This is a genomic window from Mycobacterium sp. NGS58 (genome assembly GCF_059812385.1).
Map to the genome: position 1 here is coordinate 1 of NZ_JCALCO010000012.1, position 19,098 is coordinate 19,098.

A 19,098-nucleotide genomic window follows, 5' to 3' on the forward strand; every position below is an offset into this window, starting at 1 on the left:
GCTCGGCCCGCTCACGCTGCTCGTAGGCCTTGGCTTTGCCGCGGGCTTTCTCAGCGGCGGCTTCCTTCTTTCCAGCGTTGCGCTGGGCTTCCGCCTTGTCCTGCTGAGCCTTGCCCTCGTCGATCAGGCCGTCGTTGCCGATGATGATTCCGATGACCTGCTTGGTCTTGCCCAGGGCATCTTCGATGATGCCTCGAACGAGCTCGATCGGACCACTCTTGACGTCAACCATTGCAACTACCTCCCCATTGTCGGCTGGCTTCTCGTGGGTTTCCCGATCGTGGGTGCGACGCAAACGTTGCGGCAGCGTGTCACACACCACAAATTCAAGTCTTGCCACGTCGCCGACGTTTTGCGCGTCGAAAGAGTGAAGACGCCGGCGTTTCGCCGGCTACGGTCGCGTCAAATTGCGTCGCCGCCGGGCTGTCGATCCGAGGGTGGTCGAGCAACGCTTCGGCACCTGAAAATCGCAGTTTAGTCGGGGTTTTGCGCCCGGATGACGGCGCTTGTGGAATGCAGTACCGATAGGTATACAGTATGGGTACAAACTCGCCTGTTGGTCAGTTGTGAGGGGACCGTTTGATGAGCGCCGCCGACCCTGTGGTCACCGAGGAGGCGGTGCTGTATGAGACCACTGAAACAGGTGTTGCAATTCTGACGTTCAATCGTCCGGAGCGCCTGAACGCCTGGGGGCCCGACATCGCCGCCGGGTTCTATGCGGCGATCGACCGCGCCGAACAGGACCCAGTTGTCCGCGCCATCGTGTTGACCGGGCGGGGCCGGGGGTTTTGCGCCGGCGCGTATTTGGGCGCGCCGAGTTCGGCACCCAGCTACGGCGAGACGATGGAGAAAGCAGCTCAGACGGACCTGGCGGACTTGGTCGGGGAGCGCCCGCCCCATTTCGTGACGACGCTGCGCAAGCCGGTCATCGCGGCCATCAACGGTGCCTGTGTCGGCATCGGGTTGACCCAGGCGCTGATGTGCGACGTCCGGTTCGCGGCCACCGGCGCGAAGTTCGGCGCCGTATTCGCGCGCCGCGGCCTGATCGCGGAATTCGGCATTTCCTGGATACTGCCGCGGCTGACCAACTGGGGCGTGGCACTCGATCTGTTGCTGAGCGGGCGGACCTTTTTCGCCGAGGAGGCGGCCGAGTTGGGCCTCGTGAAAGAAGTTGTCGCTCCGGCCAGTTTGATGCAGCGTGCCCTGGAGTACGCCGAGGACATCGCCGCGAATTGCTCGCCGGCGTCCATGGCGGTGATCAAGAGGCAGGTCTACGGGGATGCGACCCGCGACGTCGACCAGGCCAACTCGCTCGCCGAAGTGTTGTTGCACGAGGCCATGCCGCGCCCGGACGTCATCGAGGGCATCACGAGTTTCCTCGAGAAGCGTCCGCCGCAATTCCCCTCGCTCGATTCGACCGACGCTTAGTGTTCGCCGGTAACGGCGGAAAGGATGATCATGGCTGACTTGGGTTACCAGGCGATTGACGTCGACAACCACTACTACGAGCCGCTGGACTCGTTCACCCGCCACCTGGACAAGAAATTCAAACGGCGCGGCGTCCACATGGTCAATGAGGGCAAGCGGACCTGGGCCGTGATCGGGGACCGCGTCAACCACTTCATCCCCAATCCCACCTTCGATCCGATCATCGTGCCGGGCTGCCTCGACCTGTTGTTCCGCGGCGAGATCCCGGAAGGCGTCGACCCCGCCTCGCTGATGAAGGTCGAACGGCTGGCCGAGCATCCCGAGTATCAGAACCGCGACGCCCGGATCGCGGTGATGGACACCCAGGACATCGAGACGGCGTTCATGCTGCCGACATTCGGGTGCGGGGTCGAGGAGGCGCTCAAGCACGACATCGAAGCGACGATGGCGTCGGTTCATGCGTTCAATCTGTGGCTCGACGAGGACTGGGGGTTCGACCGGCCCGATCGCCGAATCATTGCCGCGCCGATCATTTCGCTGGCCGACCCCGCCAGCGCCGGCGAAGAGGTCGAGTTCGTGTTGGCGCGCGGCGCCAAGCTGGTGCTGGTGCGGCCGGCGCCGGTCCCCGGCCTGGTCAAGCCGAGGTCACTGGGCGATCCCAGCCACGATCCGGTGTGGGCCCGGCTGGCCGAGGCCGGGGTGCCGGTCGGATTCCATCTGTCCGACAGCGGATATCTGCACATCGCGGCGGCCTGGGGCGGCAAGGCCACGTTCGAGGGCTTCGGGGCCAAAGATCCGCTGGATCAAATTCTCCTCGACGACCGGGCCATCCACGACACCATGGCCTCGATGATCGTGCACGGGGTGTTCACCCGTCACCCGAAACTCAAGGCGGTCAGCATCGAGAACGGCTCCTACTTCGTGCACCGGTTGATCAAGCGGCTGAAGAAGGCGGCGAACACCCAGCCCCAGTATTTCCCCGAAGACCCGGTGGAGCAGTTGCGCAACAACGTGTGGATCGCCCCCTACTACGAAGACGATCTGCCGGAGCTCGCCGAGGCCATCGGCGTCGACAAGATCTTGTTCGGCTCCGACTGGCCGCACGGGGAAGGCCTGGCATCGCCGGTGTCGTTCGCCGAGGAGCTGAAAACATTCAGTGCAGCCGACGTTCGAAAGATCATGCGGGACAACGCGCTTGACCTTCTTGGCGTCCAAGTCGGCTCGGCTGCCTGATCGGACCGAGGCCGGCTACGCCCGTGAGCGAATGGACCATAGGGGCGGTTCTTGACGAAATCGCCAACGTAATTCCCGACCGGACGATGACGGTCTGCGGCAGCCGCCGCAGCACCTTTCGCCAGTCGGCGGAGCGCACGCGCCGACTGGCGAACTTCCTGGCAGGAAACGGATTTGGAGCGCATCGGGAACGCGCGAGCTTGCACAACTGGGAATGCGGACAGGACCGGGTGGCGCTGGTCATGCACAACGATCTGTACCCCGACATGGTCGTCGGCTGCCTCAAGGCCCGGACCGTCCCGGTGAACATCAACTATCACTACACGCCACGCGAGGTCGGCGAGCTGCTCGACTACGTGCAACCCCGAGCGATCATTTACCACCGTGGGCTGGGCACGAAATTCGCCGATGTGCTGACAGATGCCGGCGTCGAGCTGTTGCTGTCGGTCGACGACGCTAGCGACGCCCCGGAACTGCCCGGCGCGGTGTCGTTGGATGACGCGCTGGCGCAGGGGAGCACCGATCAGAACGTGATGGCGTCCCCGGACGATCTGCTGATGATCTGCACCGGCGGCACGACCGGCCGGCCCAAGGGTGTGCTGTGGCGCCAGTCCGACATGTACGTGACGTCGATGGTGGGCGCCGACCATGCCTGCGCGCAGGAGATCCACGACAAGGTGCGTGGTAATGCCGGTGCCCCATGGTTCGCTGTCTCGCCGCTGATGCACGCGGCCGGCATGTGGACAGCGTTCGCGGCGATCATGGCGGGTACGCCGGTGGTGCTCTACGACACCTCGAAGAGGCTTGATCCGCACGTGGTCTGGGAGACGGCTCAACGTGAGAAGGTCGGCATGATGACCATGGTCGGCGACGCCTACGCCGCACCGCTGGTGGCGCAGTTTCGGGCTGGTTCCTACGACTTGTCGTCGCTGTATGCGATCGGCACCGGCGGTGCCGCAACGAATCCCAAGTATCAGCAAGCCCTGCTGGAATTGCTACCCCAGATCACCCTCATCAACGGCTATGGCTCATCGGAGACCGGAAACATGGGGTTCGGCCACAGCCGGCTCGGTACACAAGCGGACACCTTCACGTTGCGCGAGGGCGGACTGGTGCTTTCCGAGGACTACAGCCACTTCCTTACACCCGGTGAAACGGGGGTGGGCTGGGCCGCCAGGGAAGGGCGAATACCGTTGGGATATTTCGATGATCCCGACGCCACGCGTAAAACGTTTCCCGAGATCGACGGCAAACGGGTGGTGATATCCGGTGACAGGGCCGGATTGGAAGCCGACGGAACGTTGCGGCTGTTCGGCCGTGACTCGCTGGTCGTCAATACCGGCGGCGAGAAAGTGTTCGTCGAGGAAGTCGAAGAGGTGTTGCGCGCGCACCCGGCGATCGCCGATGCCCTGGTGGTCGGTCGCCCCAGCGAGCGCTGGGGAGAAGAACTCATTGCCCTCGTCGAACTCCGCGACGGAGCCGCCGCGGCCACCGAGGAGCTACACACGCTCTGCACGTCGCGACTGGCGCGGTTCAAGGCGCCCAAGGAGTTCGTCGTCGTCGAGCAGGTACAGCGCTTGGGCAACGGCAAGGCCGATTACCGTTGGGCGAAACGTCACGCGACAGCAAAGGCGCCGATGTCGACATGAAAGCTATCGATTGCCTGATCAACGTGCACTTCGGCGAGACTGAGCAGCAGCCCACCTGGATGCTGAAGGTGCGTGACGAATACTTCAAGGGGCCGGAGTCGATGTTCGAGCCGGTCGAATTGTCGAAGCTGCTCGAGGAAATGGACGCCCAAGGTGTGCGCAAGGCGATCCTGATGGACAACCTGGCCAAGCCGTCGGTGACCGCACGCAAGTTCGTCGAAGAGAAGCCCGACCGCTTCGCGCTGGCGATGGGCGGGGTCAACCTGCTGCGCCCGATGCCGTCCCTGCGGGAACTCTCTTCCATCGTCAGTGACCTGCCCGTTGTCTATGCCGTTGTGGGACCGAGCTTTTGGGGTGACGGTCAGTACGCGCCCAGCGACGCCGTGTATTACCCGCTCTACACCAAGTGCGCCGAGCTCGAACTGCCGCTGTGTATCAACACCGGCATTCCCGGGCCGCCCATCCCCGGCGAGGTGCAGAACCCGATCCACCTGGACCGGGTCTGCGTTCGATTCCCCGAACTGAAGCTGTGCATGATTCACGGTGCGGATCCGTGGTGGGACATCGCGATCAGGCTGCTGATCAAATACGCCAACCTGCGGTTGATGACGTCGGCGTGGTCGCCGAAGCGGTTGCCGGACAGCCTGCTGCATTACATGCGGACTCGCGGACAGAACAAGGTGATCTTCGCCTCCGACTGGCCGGTGCTGAAAATGCATCGTGTCGTTCCCGAAGCGGCCGGGTTGGACCTGCCTGACGACGTGCTCGACAACTACCTCTACAACAATGCCCAGGAATTCTTCTTCGGTGGCCGGAAGGAAGGCTGAGGATGGACCGCTATGAACTACGTAGGCTCGACTACAGCCTGACGTCGGATCACGAGGCGCTGCAGGCCGCCTACCGCGATTTCTTCAAGACGCATTGTTCGATCGAAACCGTGCGCGCCGCCGAGGAAACCGGCTTCGATAAGAACCTGTGGGAACGGTTGTGCGCCATGGGTGCAACGACCATGGCCGTCCCGGAATCCGCGGGCGGGGACGGTGCGACGCTGGTCGACCTGACCTTGGTGGCCGAGGAGATAGGCCGGTCGCTGGCGCCGGTCCCGTGGATCGACCAGGTCTGCACCGCACGGCTGCTCGCGCGTCTCGGCGGGGTCGAAGCCGACGTCGTGCACGGCAGGCGTCTCGCCGCATTCGATCCGCAGCAGGACAGCGTGTCTGGTGTTCGGCTCCTGCCCACCGGATCGATCGCCGACCAGATCGTCGTGCGCGATGGTGACGACGTCGTCGCGCTGACGTTCGGCACGCGCCCGGCCAAGGTGGACAACATCGGCCGGTTACCGATGGCCTGGGTCGACCCGGCGACGGCTGACACCCGCACCGTGCTGGCCGGCGGATCCGACGCGTTGGCGGAATATCAGCGGGCGCTGGACGAATGGCGGGTGCTGAGCGCGGCGGCCTTGGTGGGCCTGGTGGAGGCAACCATGACGATCGCGGCCGAGTTCGCCAAGACCCGCTACACGCTCGGGGTTCCCATCTCGACGCTGCAGGGGATCTCTCATCCGCTGGCCAACATCGCGATCACCGTGCAGGGCGGCCGCAACCTGGTGCGGCGGGCGGCCTGGTTCCTGGACAACGAGCCGCACGAGCGACCGGAGCTGGCGCCCTCGGCATTCGTGTTCATGGCGGAGGAGGCGCCAAAGGCCGCGACCATGGCGGTGCATATCCAAGGCGGACTTGGCGTTTCGGCCGAGGCCGCGGCGACGGCGTACCTGGTGCGCGCCCGTGGCTGGGCACTGGCCGGTGGGGATCCCGGCGCCAGCGCCAAGTACATCGGCGAGCTGGTCGCGGCACGCGAAAGTGGAAGGGGCGCATAAGTGGATTTCTCACGAGTCACGCTGTCCGACGACGATCAGCGCTTTCTCGAAGAGGTGCGCGATTTTCTGCGCACGCACGTGACTGAGGACGTCAAGCGCCGGGACCGGGAAACCGGCGACAACTTCGACGAGGGGGTGCACCTGGCTTTTGGTGCCGCCGGCTACCTCGAACGCGAATGGAAGCCGGAGGCCGACGGTGGCTTCAGCCGGCTGCGCCGCCGAATCTGGGAGCTGGAAAAGCGGCGCGCGCACGTGCCGTGGGTGACCTGGGGTACCACCGCCATGGTGGCGCGTTCGGTCGCGAGGTTCGGCTCCGCCGAGTTGCGCGACGAAGTGCTGCCAGGCGTCTTCAGCGGGCACGTCCGGTTGTGCCTGGGCTACACCGAACCCGAGGGCGGGTCCGACATCGCAACCTGCAAGACCCGCGCGGTGCGGGAGGCGGATGGATCAACCTGGATTATCAATGGCTCCAAGATGTTCACCACCGGTGCGCACAACTGCCAGTACGTCTTTCTCATCACCAATACCGATCCGGACGCTCAAAAGCACAAGAGCCTGACCATGTTCCTGGTTCCGCTGAGCTCATCGGGCATCGAGATCCAGGGCATTCGCACCGTCGACGGCGATCGCACCAACATCGTCTACTACAGCGATGTGCGCGTCGATGACAAGTACCGGCTGGGCGACGTGAACGCGGGCTGGACGGTGTTGCGCGAACCCCTCAACACCGAGCACGGGGCGGTGGCGGCCGCCCCGGACGGGCTGCAGGACGTGTCGATCATGATGCACCAGGCCGGTTTCATGGCGGACGCCCTGGACAAGGCCGCAGCCAAAGTGGGCGAGCGGGATCCGAACGGGCGCAGGCTGATCGATGATTCGGCGGTGGCGTATCGCTTGGGCCGCAGCGCGGCGCGGATGGAAGCGTCATTGAGCGCGCCCAGCATCTTCGGGCGCGTCGCCCTGGCGCAGACGATGCGTGACATCTCTCCGGACCTGATGGACATCCTGGGTACCGCGTCGACCCTGCCTCTGGGCACCGACGGCGCGGCCGACAACGGGGCGGCGGAATACGTCTACCGGTTCGCCCCGCTGGTCGGGATTTACGGCGGCACCCTCGAGGTGTTCCGCAACATGATCGCGCAATACATGCTGGGCCTGGGAAAGCCGGCGTACGCGCCGGTCGCGCGGAAAGCCTCCTAGACTGCGCCGAACGTGAACTGCCAGCGGCCGCCTTCGGCGTGTCGCACCGCCAGTTCACGCTCGGCGCAAGGGGATTGCGGTCAGGTCGTGAGGATGGTCGCCGCGGCGGTGCCCGGGGCGCCGTACAACTGGGCGAATCCGACCTTCGGGCTGCCGGGCACCTGACGCTCGCCCGCCTCGCCGCGGAGTTGGCGGACGAGTTCGTGGATCTGCCGCAGGCCGGAGGCGCCGATGGGCTCGCCGTTGGCGATCAGTCCACCGTCGGTGTTGACCGGCATCGCGCCGTTGATCTCGGTCGCGCCGTCGGCCAGGAGCTTCTCCTGATCGCCGTGCTCGCAGAACCCGCACTCGGCCATGTGGATGATCTCGGCGCCGGCGTCGGTATCCTGCAACTGGATGACGTCGACGTCGTCGGGCGAGACGCCCGCCCTTTCGAATGCGCCGCGAGCGGCGTAAACCGTTGGCGCCACGTCCTCATCGACGGGTGCGCAGGCGGTGTTGACCTCGTAGGCCCCGTAGCGGCGCGTGCGGACCTCCACCGCCCGCAGGTAGACGGGCTTGGAGGTATAGCGGTGTGCGACGTCCGCTCGGCACATGACCACGGCGGCGGCACCCTCGTCGGGCGCGCAGAACATGTATTGGGTCAGTGGATAATTGAGCATCGCCGAGTTCAGGATGTCTTCTTCGGAGATCGGCTTCCGGCGAAATGCGTTGGGGTTTATGGCCCCGTTGCGAAAGTTCTTGGCGGCGACCTTGGCCAGGGTCTGCTGGGAGACGCCGTGCTCGTGCAGGTAGCGGTTGGCTTTCATGCCGAAGAACTGGGTGGTCAGGTACTGCCCGTTCTCCGCATACCAGCGCGGCATTCCGACCAGTGCGGGGTCCTCGGTGAATGCTCCGCGCGGGTGCTTATCCAGGCCGACGGCGATACCGATGTCGTAGTCGCCCAGCCGAATGCCGTCGGCGCACGCCTTGGCGGCACTGGCGGCGGTCGCACAGGCATTGAACACGTTGGTGAACGGGATGCCGGTCAGACCGACCATGCCGACGATCGCGTCCGGGTTTGCCACCGTCCAGCTCCCGCCGGTGGCGAACTGGACGTCCTGCCAGGCGATTCCGGCATCGGCGATCGCGGCGAGGATGGCGTCGACGCCCATCTGCATTGCCGACTTGCCCTCGAAGCGCCCGAAGGGGTGCAACCCCACGCCGATGATGGCGACGTCATTCATGGGCGCCACTCCTCTCCCCCGCAAGCGGGAGGTACCCCCACATCGCTACGCTCTGCATCGTCGTGGCGCGATTCACGCAATAGCTCCCGCATTCTTCAGTTCCTCGATCCGGTCCCAGTCCATGCCGAGCTCCATCAGGACCAGCTCGGTGTGCTCGCTGGCCTGCGGGGCCCGGGTCGTCGTCAACGGCTCGTGATTGAACTGAACGGGGCCGCGGACCACGCGGAACGGCTTGCCGCCGCCGGCGAGCTCGACTTCGGCGATCATGTCATTGGCGATCGCCTGCTCGTCGTCGACGAGGTCGATGAGGCTCTGGAACGGCGCCCATTGGCCCTTCATCGTCTTGAGGTGCTGCCGCCAATAACCAAAGCTCTTGCCGGCGAATGCCTTTGCGATCAGCTCGGAAGCGGCGTCGGCGTTTTGAATCAAGGGCAGCACGTCGGCGAAGCGCGGGTCGTCGGCCGCTTCGGGAATGCCCAGGTGTTCGAACGTGTCGCGGATCAGCCCGGTTGGGCTGATGATGCACAGGTTGATCGTGCCGCCGTCGGAGGTTTCGTAGTTGCCCATGAAGGGATTCACCGAGGGGGCGCCGGACCCCGGCATGGGGGTGCGCATGACCTCACCGGTCTCCATACCCTGCGTCACGCTGGCGCCGGCCGCCCACCATGCCGTGCTCAGCAGTGATACGTCGAGTTCGACCGCTTCACCGGTGCGCTCGCGATGCAGTAGCGCGGCCGAGATGCCGCCGGCGATGAACATGCCCCCGATGGAATCGCCGAATGCGGGAATGCCTTGCCCTAGTGCGCCACCCAGCTCCTCGGGCGTCAGGGCATAGCCGATGCCGCTGCGCGTCCAGAACGCCGTGCCGTCATAGCCGCCGGTGTCGCGCTCGGCCCCTTTGTCGCCGTAGGCCGAGCCGCGGGCATACACGATGTTCGGGTTCACCGCGCGAATGTGTTCGACTTCGAACTTGTGCTTCTGGCGTTGTGCGGGCTTGTAGTTCGTCAGAAACACGTCGGCGGTCTTGGCCAGCTCGTAGATCACTTCCTGGCCGCCGGGTGTAGAGACGTCGATCCCGACGCTGCGTTTGCCCCGGTTGGGATGCTCCATCAGCGGGTGTCGTTCCGGATCGATCTGAATCCCACCCATATTCAGGAAGCCGCGCTGGGTATCACCGCGCGCCGGGTGTTCGACTTTGATGACGTCGGCTCCCCAGTCGGCCAGGATGGCTCCCGCCGCCGGAACGAAGGTGAACTGCGCAAGCTCCAGGACCCGAAAGCCCGTCATGACTTTGACCATTTTGCCGACCCTACTTCGGGTCGAACGTCACCGGAAGCGCATTCGGTGACCGGAACGGCTGGCCGTGGATGTGCGGGTCATCCTCGGTCAGCAAGGTGAGGTTGGTCAGCCGGTCCAACAGGCATTCTATCGCGACGCGCGTCTCCAGCCGCGCCAGATGCAAACCCAGGCAGGTGTGCTCACCGGCGGCGAATGAGATGTGGGGTATGTGCTTGCGCAAGATGTCGAACTCGTCGGACCGTTCCCAGCGTCGCTCGTCGCGGTTCGCCGAACCGATGCACACCTCGATCACCGACCGTGCCGGAATCTTCACGCCTTCCATTTCGGTGTCTTCGGTCGTGAAGCGTTGCACGACGGTCAGCGGTGTCTCGTAGCGCAGTCCCTCCTCGATGGCCGGTGCCAACAGGTCGCGGTCGGCTTGCAGCGCGGCGAATTGCTCCGGGTGTGTCAGCAGCAGGCACAAGAGGTTTCCCGACGATCGGTAAGTCGTTTCCAAGCCGGCAGGCAGCAGCAGACGAAGGAACGAGTAAATGGCTTCGTCGGTAAGCTTTTCGCCGTCGATCTCCGCGGTGACCAGGTCACCGATGATGTCCTCGGTGGGCTTGGATTTGCGCTGTTCGATCTGTTCGAGGAAGTAGTCCTTGAGTGCGGTCGACGCCTCGAAGGCACCCTCGTAATTGACGTGGTAGCTGATCAACTGCACGGCGCGCTTGCGGAACATCGGCAGGTCGTCGGCCGGTAGGCCCAGCAGCTTGGCGATGACGCGGGTGGGGAATTCGAAGGTGAAGTTCCGGATCAGGTCGGCGCGACCCGTCTCGATGAACTCGTCGATCAGGGCATTGCAGATCGGCCGCACGATGGTGGGTTCCCAACGGGCCAGTGCCTTGGACTTGAACGCCGCGGAGACCAGGTTGCGGTGCTCGCGGTGTTTCTTCCCCTCCATCGCCAGAATCGTCGGCCCCATGAACAGGCCGATCGTCTTGTCGTAGGGCTTGGAGGTGAATACCCGGCCATCCCGAAACACCGTGTTGACCGCGTCGAACGACATCGCGGAGTACTCCTGCTTGGGCCGCAGCGACTCCGGCGTCTTGGAGTAGTCCATCACCGTGCCGGCGAACACGCCGGCCACCCGCCGCTTGCGAGCGAAGAACGGGTAAGGGTCACGCAGGCTGACGGTCTCGTCGCCGGTGTGAACGTTGGTCGTCACTTGATCTCCAGCATCTTGATGCTCAACACGGTTCGAGCGGCTATTCGTGCGATCGTACTGTAATTATTACAGTAGGCAATATGGGCACGGCCGTCTGAAGGCGCGGGCATTACGAGTTTCCGCGGCGAGCTGCCGGATCACCGGTCAGCCATGCACCGCCTGCTCGCGCGCCCACCGATAGTCGGCCTTACCCGACGGGCTGCGCTCGATGACCGGACGGAACACGATCGCTTTGGGGAGTTTGTAGCGCGCCAGCGTCTGCGCGGCGTGCGCCACCAGTTCCCCGGACTCGACGCCGGTGCCCGGTGCGAGCGCCACCACGGCGACGACCTCTTGCCCCCATCGCTCGCTAGGCCGGCCGGCGACCACCACGTCGGCCACCGCCGGATGCGACGCGATGGCCGTCTCGACCTCCTCGACGAAGATCTTCTCGCCGCCGGAGTTGATGGTCACCGAATCCCGGCCCAGTAACTCGATGGAGCCGTCGGTGCCGTGACGCGCGCGGTCACCGGGAACGGCGTACCGCACGCCGTCGATCACCGGAAATGTCTTGGCCGTCTTGGCCGCATCGCCCTTGTAACCGAGCGGAACGTAGCCGCGCTGCGCCAGCCAGCCCATCCCGTCGTGGCCCGGCTCCAGAATCGCGGTCAGGTCCTCGGCGGCCACGAAGGTGTCCGGCCCGGCGTTGAACCTGCCGGTCGCTACCGCTCCCGAGGTCGACATGTGGTGCATCTGCGCCCCGGTCTCCGACGACCCGACGCCGTCGACGACCACGGCGTTCGGCACCGTTTCGATCAAGCGTTGCTTGACGTACGGGGTCAGCAGCGCACCGCCGTTGGCGACGACGGCCAGCGACGACACGTCGGCGATCCCCTTCTCGATCGCGGCGACCAAGGGGCGCGCCATCGCATCGCCAACCACCGTGACGACCATGACCTTTTCCCGCTCGATGGTGCGCACCACGTCGTTGGCGTCCAGATGATCGACGACTGTGGGGAAGACGACGGACTGCCCCGTGGTGATCGCGGTCATCACGCTCCACTGGGCCGCACCGTGGATCAGCGGGGGCAGGATCATCAGCTTGGTGCCCGGGCCCGAGGCAGCACGTTCGACGATCTCGTCGATGGAGCTCGACGGCTCGCCGGTCATGAGATTCCGACCTCCGAAGGACGTCATGAAAATGTCGTGCTGGCGCCACAGCACGCCCTTCGGCATCCCCGTCGTGCCGCCGGTGTACAGGACGTACAGGTCATCGGCGGAGTGCCGTACCGGCGGCGGTTCCGGCGGCGCCGACGCCAGGGCCACCTCGTAATCTACTGCGCCCTCGAGCAATTCGTTGTCCGAATCGTCGGCGATCTGGATCAGTACGCGCAGCTGTGGCAGGTCCGGCAAGATCTCTGCCACCCGCGGTGCGAACGCGGCGTGGTAGAGCAGCGCGGTCGCCCCGGAATCCGCCAGCAGGTATCGCAGCTCGCTCTTCACGTAGCGGAAGTTGACGTTGAACGGGGCGACTCGCGCCCCGAAGCTGCCGAGCAATGCCTCGACGAATTCGTTTCCGTTGTAGGCGTAGAGCCCCAGCAGGTCCTGGCCCACCTCGTGGCCGCTCAGCGTGGAGCGCTCGGTGTAGCAGCCCAGCCCCTGCGAGTGCAGATACGCGGCCAGTCGGTTGGCGCGTCCGATCACCTGCCGGTAGGTGTACCGCCGATCGCCCTGAATGATCAGCTCCCGGTCGGGGATTGCGGCGGCGACGGCTTTCGCGACCGCCGGAACCGTGAATGTCGTTGTGGTGTCGGACATCGTGCCTCTCACGGCTGGTGGGGTAGCAAACGAACCATCAGGCCGTTGGCTTCGCTGAGCAGGGTTCCATCGGCCGCTATCATAGTAGCGTCAATGAAAACCTTCCTGCGGTCGACGCGTGTGATGCGGCCGTGAGCCGTCAGTGGCTGGTCGATGGGGGTGATGTTGCGAAAGTCGACGTGCAGGTAGGCCGTGCGCGTCGGGCGGATGTCCGCGGTGGTCACGACCATGCCGAACAGCCAGTCGTAGAACAGCGGGATCATGCCACCGTGCACGGCCCGGTTCCCACCGATGTGGGAGGTGCTGAAGTGACCGGCCATCCGCACGCCGTCGGGACCGGACTCGGTCACCATCCAGGGCGGCATCAGGGGATGGGCCAACCCGGGCAGGCTCAGCACCCGCCCGGCCACCGCCTGGGTCTCCGGGACCTGGTGGCCGTCCAACAGCGCGCAGGCCTTCTCCAGGTGCGAGGTCGCGGCCTCCCACAGCGCGGGGTCGGGCTTGGTGGACACGGTCAGGTCCTGCAGGCGGCGCAGCGCCGCGATGAACGGGCCCAGTTCTTCCGGCGCGTCCTCGACTGGCCTGACGTCGGGGAATCCGCCGCGAACCTCCGGCGCTGTCTCGGTCATCGCATTCCTTCGTCCCATGCCCGGATCAGATCGTCGGTGCTGGTGAGGGTGGCCAGCAGCGACAACGTGTTGGCGATCATCGCTGCACCATAGTCGGCGGGTACGCCGGCCACGGCGTCGCGGGGCAGGACGACTCGGTAGGCGGCGTTGACGGCGTCCATGACGAGATTGGGAATCGCGATGTTCAGCGAAACACCGACGACGACGATGGTCGACACCCCGAGATTGCGCAGCACCGCGTCCAGGTCCGTGCCGCCCATCGGGCCCACGCCGTGCCACCGGTGTAACACCAAATCCGAAGGCTCCGGCCCTAATTCGGGCAGTAGCTCCGCGCCCGGCGTGCCGGGCGTGATGCCTACCCGATTGCCGCCGCCCATCGCGAAGATCTTCGCGTTGTGATTGGAGCCGAGCCCGTCGGGCCGCCGCCGCACCAGGCAGTGCACGACGCGCACCCCGGCCGCTCGGGCCGCGGGCAGGAGGCGTGCGATGTTGGGCAGCGCCTCGCGGCGGGCTTCCTCGGCGAGCATCGCCAGCCCGGCATCGGGTCCCATGACCGCAACCTGGCACTCCTGGGTGACGATCGCGGTGTGCGCGGGTGCGACCAGTCCGGCCAGCCGGTCCGTCATGCGGGGGCGCCCGCCGAGGCGACGTCATAGAACTGCGTGGCCCATTTCCTCAGCGCCATATAACCTTTCGCATCCACCTTCGACAGCGGGGGGTGTTCCACGTACTTCTGGTAGCGCCAGATCTGCAGATCGTCGAATACCGTGAACAGGAATTGTTTCTCGATGATCTCGCGCAGTTTGCCCTCGGGAACGTTCGCGGTGTCCCTGGGTAGCCGCGGCCACCAGATCGAGTAGAACAAGTCCGAGCATTCGTCGTCGACCGGCGTGCAGGTGAAGATCAGCCGACGGTTCTGTGCGCCCTCGAATACGCTGATCGCGCCGCCGAGGCCGAAGAGGTGGCTGTGGAACCGCAACGCGAGATCGTCGGGATTGTCGCTCCGCGCATCGGGCCATCCCGCGATGAACTGCCATTCCGGGCCGACCATCTTCCAGTCCAGCACCCTGGGCGTCACGGTGGCGTGGTGCAGCGCTCGGACTTCGCCGCCGGGAAACTCCGGAGACCAGCCGACCATGAACCAGCCGGTGACTTTCCAGGTGAAGGAGACTTTCACGGCCGGCGCCTCTCGTGATCGTTGATACTAAATCTATTACAGTATAGATTTCAGCAGTCCGGCGCGGGCCCGGCAAGGAGTGAAATGACGACAGCGGCTGACTAAATTCACTACACCGGCTTCAAACTGGCTTAGCAAGGTGGGCGACATGGCGACGGCAATGAGCGGACTGGGCCTGGCTCAAGATGTGGCCCGCGAGCTGGGAATGCTGATGCCGCGCACCGTGGCCGGCCTGCGGGAGTCGACCGGCTGGGCCCCGCTATCGCCCCGCGGGGCGCGCCAGTTCGGCGAGGCGATGCTCGACGAACTGGTGCTGAGCGCCTTCTCACTGCTGGGCGGAAGTCCCGCGGCGATGCGGTCACCGGATGCGTGCACCGCGGCGGCCGACGAACTCTCGTCGCTGGGTATTGACCGGGCGCACGCCGACCCGAAACCGTTGCGGCCCAGCTCGATACGCAAGCGCAGTATCGCGGGCCTAGGCTATGAACGTATGGCCTTCGAGCATGACCCGACGTTGCCGGCCATGCTTGAGGCCGACGGACTGGGTGGCCCGGCACGAGCGGTGGTGCGCCTGTGTCGGCACCACGACGGACCCCGCCCATGGCTGGTCTGGGTGCACGGTGCCGGGCAGGGTGGTGATGAGGACTTGCTGTTGACCCGGATTGGACGCATACATCACAAACTGGGCTTCAACGTCGCGCTGCCGGTGCAGCCCGGCCATGGCTGCCGGCGACGCCAATGGCCTGCATATCCCGATATGGATCCGCTGGGCAACGTGGCGGGCATGATGCGCGTGGTGTCCGAGGTTCGCGCGGTCGTGCGCTGGGTGCAGCCGCAAGCCACCGCCGTTGTGGTGGCAGGGATTTCGATGGGTACTCCAGTGGCCGCGCTGGTGTCCCACCTGGAGAAGCAGATCGATGCGGTCGCCCTCTGCACGCCGATCCTGGGGCTCAACGCGATGATCGCGCGGCACCTACAACGGTGGGGGTCGTCGCGCGACGGATTCCGCGAGTTGCTGGAATCCCCCGTGGTCACCCGGCTGACCTCGGTGATCGACCCGCTGGCGGTGACCCCATCCCCGCCGCCGGATCGCCGGCTGATCGTCGGGGCATGGCACGACCGGATGGCGATGCGTGAGCCCGCCAATGCGTTACAGGAACGCTGGGGCGGCCGACTGTACTGGTACGACGGAAGCCATGTCGGGCACATCTTCTCCCGGCGCGTGCAGCGCGTCATCGACCAATTTCTGCGCGACGTGGCTGTGCGCCAAGTAGACGCTGCGGTGCTCGACTGATGGCGCCCACGTGGACCGCGCGAACGGTGGTCGAGCTCTACAACCTCGTCGTGTGGAACGAGCGCAACATCGACCTTGCCGATGAGCTATTGGCCCACAGTGTTATTCGGCACGAGGTCGGCGGCGCGCGTACGCTGACCCACGCTGAAGCGGTGCAGCGGGTGGTGGACATGTGGCAGCTGGCCGATTCGTTGCGCTTCGACCTCAACGTCGTCATCGAGGGCGAGGACGGCGAGCACGTGGCCATCGTCTACGACTCGACTATTACGACCAAGGATGGCACCGAGACCAACATCGCCGGCATGGAGGTGTTCCGAGTGGTCGATGGCAAGATAACCGAGGTCTGGAACTGCGGCTACCAGCAAGGGGTTTGGAATTGAGTGACGGTGCGCTTGATGAACTGGGCTTCTATCTGCTGGCCGGCGCCGGTGGTGAGGGTCCGGCGACATTGATGGACGAGGCCCGTCGCGGCGAGGAACTCGGCTTCGGCACCGCCTTCATCTCCGAGCGGTGGAACGTCAAAGAGGCGTCGTCTCTGGTCGGGGCGGCCTGCGCGGTCACCAAGCGGATGCAAATCGCCACGGCCGCAACCAATCACAACACCCGCCATCCCCTGATCACCGGTTCCTGGGCGACCACGATGCATCGCCTGTCCGGCGGCCGGTTCACCCTGGGTGTCGGCCGCGGCATCGCCGCGATCTACGGGGCCTTCGGCATCCCCGCGGTGACGACGGCGCAGATGGAGGACTGGGCCCAGGTGATGCGCCGGCTGTGGCACGGTGAGCTGATCTTCAACCACGACGGCCCGATGGGTAAGTACCCCATCCTGTTCCTCGATCCCGACTTCAACGAGGACATCCGGCTGGCGCTGGTGGCTTTTGGGCTCAACACGCTCGCGCTGGGCGGGCGTGTGTTCGACGATGTCATACTGCACACCTACTTCACCCCGGAGACCTTGCAGCGCAGCGTCACAACCGTGAAGTCGGCAGCGGAGAAGGCGGGCCGCGACCCGGACAGCGTGCGGGTGTGGTCGTGCTTCGCCACCGTCGGTGACCATCTCCCCGAAGAACTCCGCCTCAAGAAGACCGTGGCGCGCCTGGCCACCTATCTGCAGGGCTACGGCGATCTGCTGGTTCGGACCAACGACTGGGATCCCGCCGTGCTGCAACGATTCCGGGAAGACCCGGTGGTCACCTCGGTCGCGGGCGGGATCGATCACAAGGGCACGGCCGAGCAGATCGAGCACATCGCGACGCTGATTCCCGACGAATGGCTGGAGCCATCGGCCACCGGGTCGGCGCAGCAGTGCGTGGATCGCATCCGCAAGGAATTCGATTACGGGGCCGACGCGGTCATCATGCACGGTGCCACGCCCGACGAGCTCGAGCCGATCGTCGCGGCCTATCGGACCGCGGGGACCTAGCCAATTGCCCGCCTCTCAGCGACAACCCGGAGAGGCTGTCGCTCGGAGGCGGGCAAAACCTGGCATGCCTCAGCGCGCGCCGCTCACGGCATGATGACTGTCCGGGTCACCGGCACGGCGGCGGCTTGCCTGCTGGACAGGCCACGCTTCAAAGCGGCCAGCAGGGCATCACGTGTCTCACGCGGATCGATGAGTTCGTCGAACCCCATGTGTTCGGCCGACCGATAGGACGCCTGCAACTCGGCCTCGCGCAACTTCGCGGTGACGTCCTCGCCTGCGTGCGTCGCCCGGCCCAGCGCGGCCGCGCTCATGGCGCCCATCGTGGCGCCGGGGTAGGCGAAGGTCGCGGCCTGGCTGTCGAAGCCCAGTAGGGACATGACCATAGAGCCGAATCCGTATGCCTTACGCAGCGTCACGTGGAGCTTCAGCGTGGTGGCCGCCGTCTGCGCGGCAAACATCCGCGCCCCGGCGCGCAACACCCCGCTGCGCTCGGAGCGGCTGCCGGGCAGCATGCCCGGATTGTCGGCGAGGAAGACGATGGGCAGGTGGAACGAGTCGGCCACCAGGATGAAGTGCGCCGCCTTGTCCGCGGCCGCGGCGTCGATGGACCCGGCGAGCACCTGAGGTTGGTTGGCCACCACCGCGACCGGGTGACCACCGAGATGGGCCAGCGCGCAGATGATCGCCTTGCCGTACTGCGGCTGGACTTCGAACCAGTCGGGCCGGTCGAAGATCACGTCGAGCACGGCGCGCATGTCGTAGACACGGCGATTGTCGCGGGACACGATGTCGAGCAACTCCGGCGTCGCTCGTGGCTCACTGTCCTCGTCCTGCGGCAACGATGCCGGGTACGACCATGCGCTCGGCGGAAAGTAGGACAGGTAGCGCCGGACATCGTCGAGCACCGCTTCGTCGTCCTCGGCGACGTTGTGGATCACCCCGCTGGGCAGAGCGACATCCGGTCCACCGAGGTCCTCTTTCGAAATGTCTTCTCCGGTAGACTCTTTGACGACGGGCGGCCCGGCGGTGAAGATCGCGCCCTGCCTGCTCATGATCCGGAAGTCGCAGACCGGGGCCACCAGCGCGCCGTGCCCGGCCGACGGCCCGAGTACGGCGCCGACGGTCGGGACGCGGCCCGAGCACTGCGCCTGGGCCAGTAGGTCGGTGGGGGTGCGGCCGTAATGCCCGCCGCCGGGACGAAAGCCGGCGCCTTCGAGCAGCATCACCAGCGGGATCTTGTCGCGCAGCGCCAGTTCGGCGATCCGGTACCGCTTGGAGTTGCCGCCGGGTCCGATGCTGCCCGCCATGGTGGTGAAGTCCTCGGCGCCCAGCATCACCGGTGAGCCGTTGATCTCACCGGAGCCGACGATCAGGCCGTCGGCCGCGATCTCCCCACCGACCAGGGTGCCGAGCTCGCGGAATGTGCCCGGGTCGAGGAGGTAGTCGACGCGGGCGCGGGCGTCGAGCTTGCCCTTGTTGTGGTGCTTGTCGAGTCGCTCCGGCCCGCCCATTGCCCGCGCGTGCTGACGGCGACGCTCCAGGTCCTCGAGCGTTTCTTCCCAATCCCGGGCTTTCGGCATGCCTCTGTCCTACCTCATGGAGGATTCGTCGCGCGACCAAATTTGCAGGGTCACATACTGGATTGCTTACTGTAAAGTTA

At 65.5% G+C, this 19,098-nt stretch carries 17 protein-coding genes and 1 pseudogene; 9 read left to right on the plus strand and 9 right to left on the minus strand.

Going from position 1 to position 19,098, the window contains the following annotated elements; all coding sequences use genetic code 11:
* On the minus strand, positions 1-232 hold a 232-nt coding region (gene mbp1 / locus AC5Y4H_RS13365; RefSeq protein WP_499982377.1), incomplete at its 3' end, for a microaggregate-binding protein 1.
* Positions 233-582: 350 nt separating this feature from the next.
* Between mbp1 and AC5Y4H_RS13370 the strand changes: the two genes are divergently transcribed.
* Genes AC5Y4H_RS13370 through AC5Y4H_RS13395 form a run of 6 tightly spaced genes read left to right on the plus strand, consistent with a single transcriptional unit; the run spans position 583 to position 7,386 of the window.
* Positions 583-1,428, plus strand: a complete 846-nt coding sequence (locus AC5Y4H_RS13370) for an enoyl-CoA hydratase (protein WP_499982378.1) — start codon at positions 583-585, stop codon at positions 1,426-1,428.
* 30 nt (positions 1,429-1,458) lie between these two features.
* Positions 1,459-2,661: an amidohydrolase family protein gene (locus tag AC5Y4H_RS13375; protein ID WP_499982379.1), complete on the plus strand. Its 1,203-nt coding sequence runs from the start codon at positions 1,459-1,461 to the stop codon at positions 2,659-2,661.
* Between the two features lie 23 nt (positions 2,662-2,684).
* Positions 2,685-4,310 (plus strand): acyl-CoA synthetase, encoded by a 1,626-nt coding sequence (locus AC5Y4H_RS13380; RefSeq protein ID WP_499982380.1) that lies wholly within the window; start codon positions 2,685-2,687, stop codon positions 4,308-4,310.
* Positions 4,307-5,137, plus strand: coding sequence for an amidohydrolase family protein (locus AC5Y4H_RS13385; RefSeq protein ID WP_499982381.1), 831 nt, complete (start codon positions 4,307-4,309; stop codon positions 5,135-5,137). Before AC5Y4H_RS13380 ends, AC5Y4H_RS13385 begins: the two co-directional genes overlap by 4 nt.
* Positions 5,138-5,139: 2 nt before the next feature.
* Positions 5,140-6,186 carry an acyl-CoA dehydrogenase family protein gene (locus AC5Y4H_RS13390; RefSeq protein WP_499982382.1) on the plus strand — a complete coding sequence of 349 codons (1,047 nt, stop codon included), beginning with the start codon at positions 5,140-5,142 and terminating at the stop codon, positions 6,184-6,186.
* Positions 6,187-7,386: an acyl-CoA dehydrogenase family protein gene (locus tag AC5Y4H_RS13395; RefSeq protein ID WP_499982384.1), complete on the plus strand. Its 1,200-nt coding sequence runs from the start codon at positions 6,187-6,189 to the stop codon at positions 7,384-7,386.
* 80 nt (positions 7,387-7,466) lie between these two features.
* Here the strand turns inward: AC5Y4H_RS13395 and AC5Y4H_RS13400 are convergent, their stop codons facing one another.
* From AC5Y4H_RS13400 to AC5Y4H_RS13430, 7 genes and pseudogenes are all read right to left on the minus strand, one after another.
* Positions 7,467-8,612 (minus strand): thiolase family protein, encoded by a 1,146-nt coding sequence (locus AC5Y4H_RS13400; RefSeq protein ID WP_499982385.1) that lies wholly within the window; start codon positions 8,610-8,612, stop codon positions 7,467-7,469.
* Positions 8,613-8,684: 72 nt separating this feature from the next.
* Positions 8,685-9,899, minus strand: a complete 1,215-nt coding sequence (locus AC5Y4H_RS13405; protein ID WP_499982575.1) for a CaiB/BaiF CoA transferase family protein — start codon at positions 9,897-9,899, stop codon at positions 8,685-8,687.
* A 22-nt stretch (positions 9,900-9,921) separates the two neighbouring features.
* A complete protein-coding gene (locus AC5Y4H_RS13410) occupies positions 9,922-11,118 on the minus strand; it encodes a cytochrome P450 (RefSeq protein WP_499982387.1) in 1,197 nt (398 codons plus the stop codon).
* Between the two features lie 144 nt (positions 11,119-11,262).
* Positions 11,263-12,915, minus strand: a complete 1,653-nt coding sequence (locus tag AC5Y4H_RS13415) for an acyl-CoA synthetase (protein WP_499982389.1) — start codon at positions 12,913-12,915, stop codon at positions 11,263-11,265.
* A gap of 8 nt (positions 12,916-12,923) precedes the next feature.
* Entirely contained in the window at positions 12,924-13,544 is a 621-nt protein-coding gene (locus AC5Y4H_RS13420; RefSeq protein ID WP_499982391.1) for a PaaI family thioesterase, read from the minus strand.
* Positions 13,541-14,170: a cysteine hydrolase family protein gene (locus AC5Y4H_RS13425; protein ID WP_499982392.1), complete on the minus strand. Its 630-nt coding sequence runs from the start codon at positions 14,168-14,170 to the stop codon at positions 13,541-13,543. The genes AC5Y4H_RS13420 and AC5Y4H_RS13425 overlap by 4 nt, the downstream gene beginning before the upstream one ends.
* A pseudogene (locus tag AC5Y4H_RS13430) lies at positions 14,167-14,637 on the minus strand (Rieske (2Fe-2S) protein); the annotation flags it as partial. The gene AC5Y4H_RS13425 and the pseudogene AC5Y4H_RS13430, both read right to left, overlap by 4 nt.
* 232 nt (positions 14,638-14,869) lie before the next feature.
* On the opposite strand from AC5Y4H_RS13430, the gene AC5Y4H_RS13435 reads away from it, so the two are divergent.
* The 3 genes from AC5Y4H_RS13435 to AC5Y4H_RS13445 are packed head-to-tail and all read left to right on the plus strand — an operon-like array spanning position 14,870 to position 17,438.
* Entirely contained in the window at positions 14,870-16,015 is a 1,146-nt protein-coding gene (locus tag AC5Y4H_RS13435; RefSeq protein WP_499982393.1) for an alpha/beta hydrolase, read from the plus strand.
* Complete coding sequence (locus AC5Y4H_RS13440) at positions 16,015-16,395, plus strand: nuclear transport factor 2 family protein (RefSeq protein ID WP_499982394.1); 381 nt, start codon at positions 16,015-16,017, stop codon at positions 16,393-16,395. The genes AC5Y4H_RS13435 and AC5Y4H_RS13440 overlap by 1 nt, the downstream gene beginning before the upstream one ends.
* Positions 16,392-17,438: a TIGR03857 family LLM class F420-dependent oxidoreductase gene (locus AC5Y4H_RS13445; protein WP_499982395.1), complete on the plus strand. Its 1,047-nt coding sequence runs from the start codon at positions 16,392-16,394 to the stop codon at positions 17,436-17,438. The genes AC5Y4H_RS13440 and AC5Y4H_RS13445 overlap by 4 nt, the downstream gene beginning before the upstream one ends.
* A gap of 83 nt (positions 17,439-17,521) precedes the next feature.
* Here AC5Y4H_RS13445 and AC5Y4H_RS13450 read toward each other — a convergent pair whose 3' ends face one another.
* The gene (locus tag AC5Y4H_RS13450) at positions 17,522-19,018 is read right to left on the minus strand and encodes an acyl-CoA carboxylase subunit beta (protein WP_499982396.1); all 1,497 of its coding nucleotides are present in this window, start codon (positions 19,016-19,018) and stop codon (positions 17,522-17,524) included.
* Between the last annotated feature and the right edge of the window lie 80 nt (positions 19,019-19,098).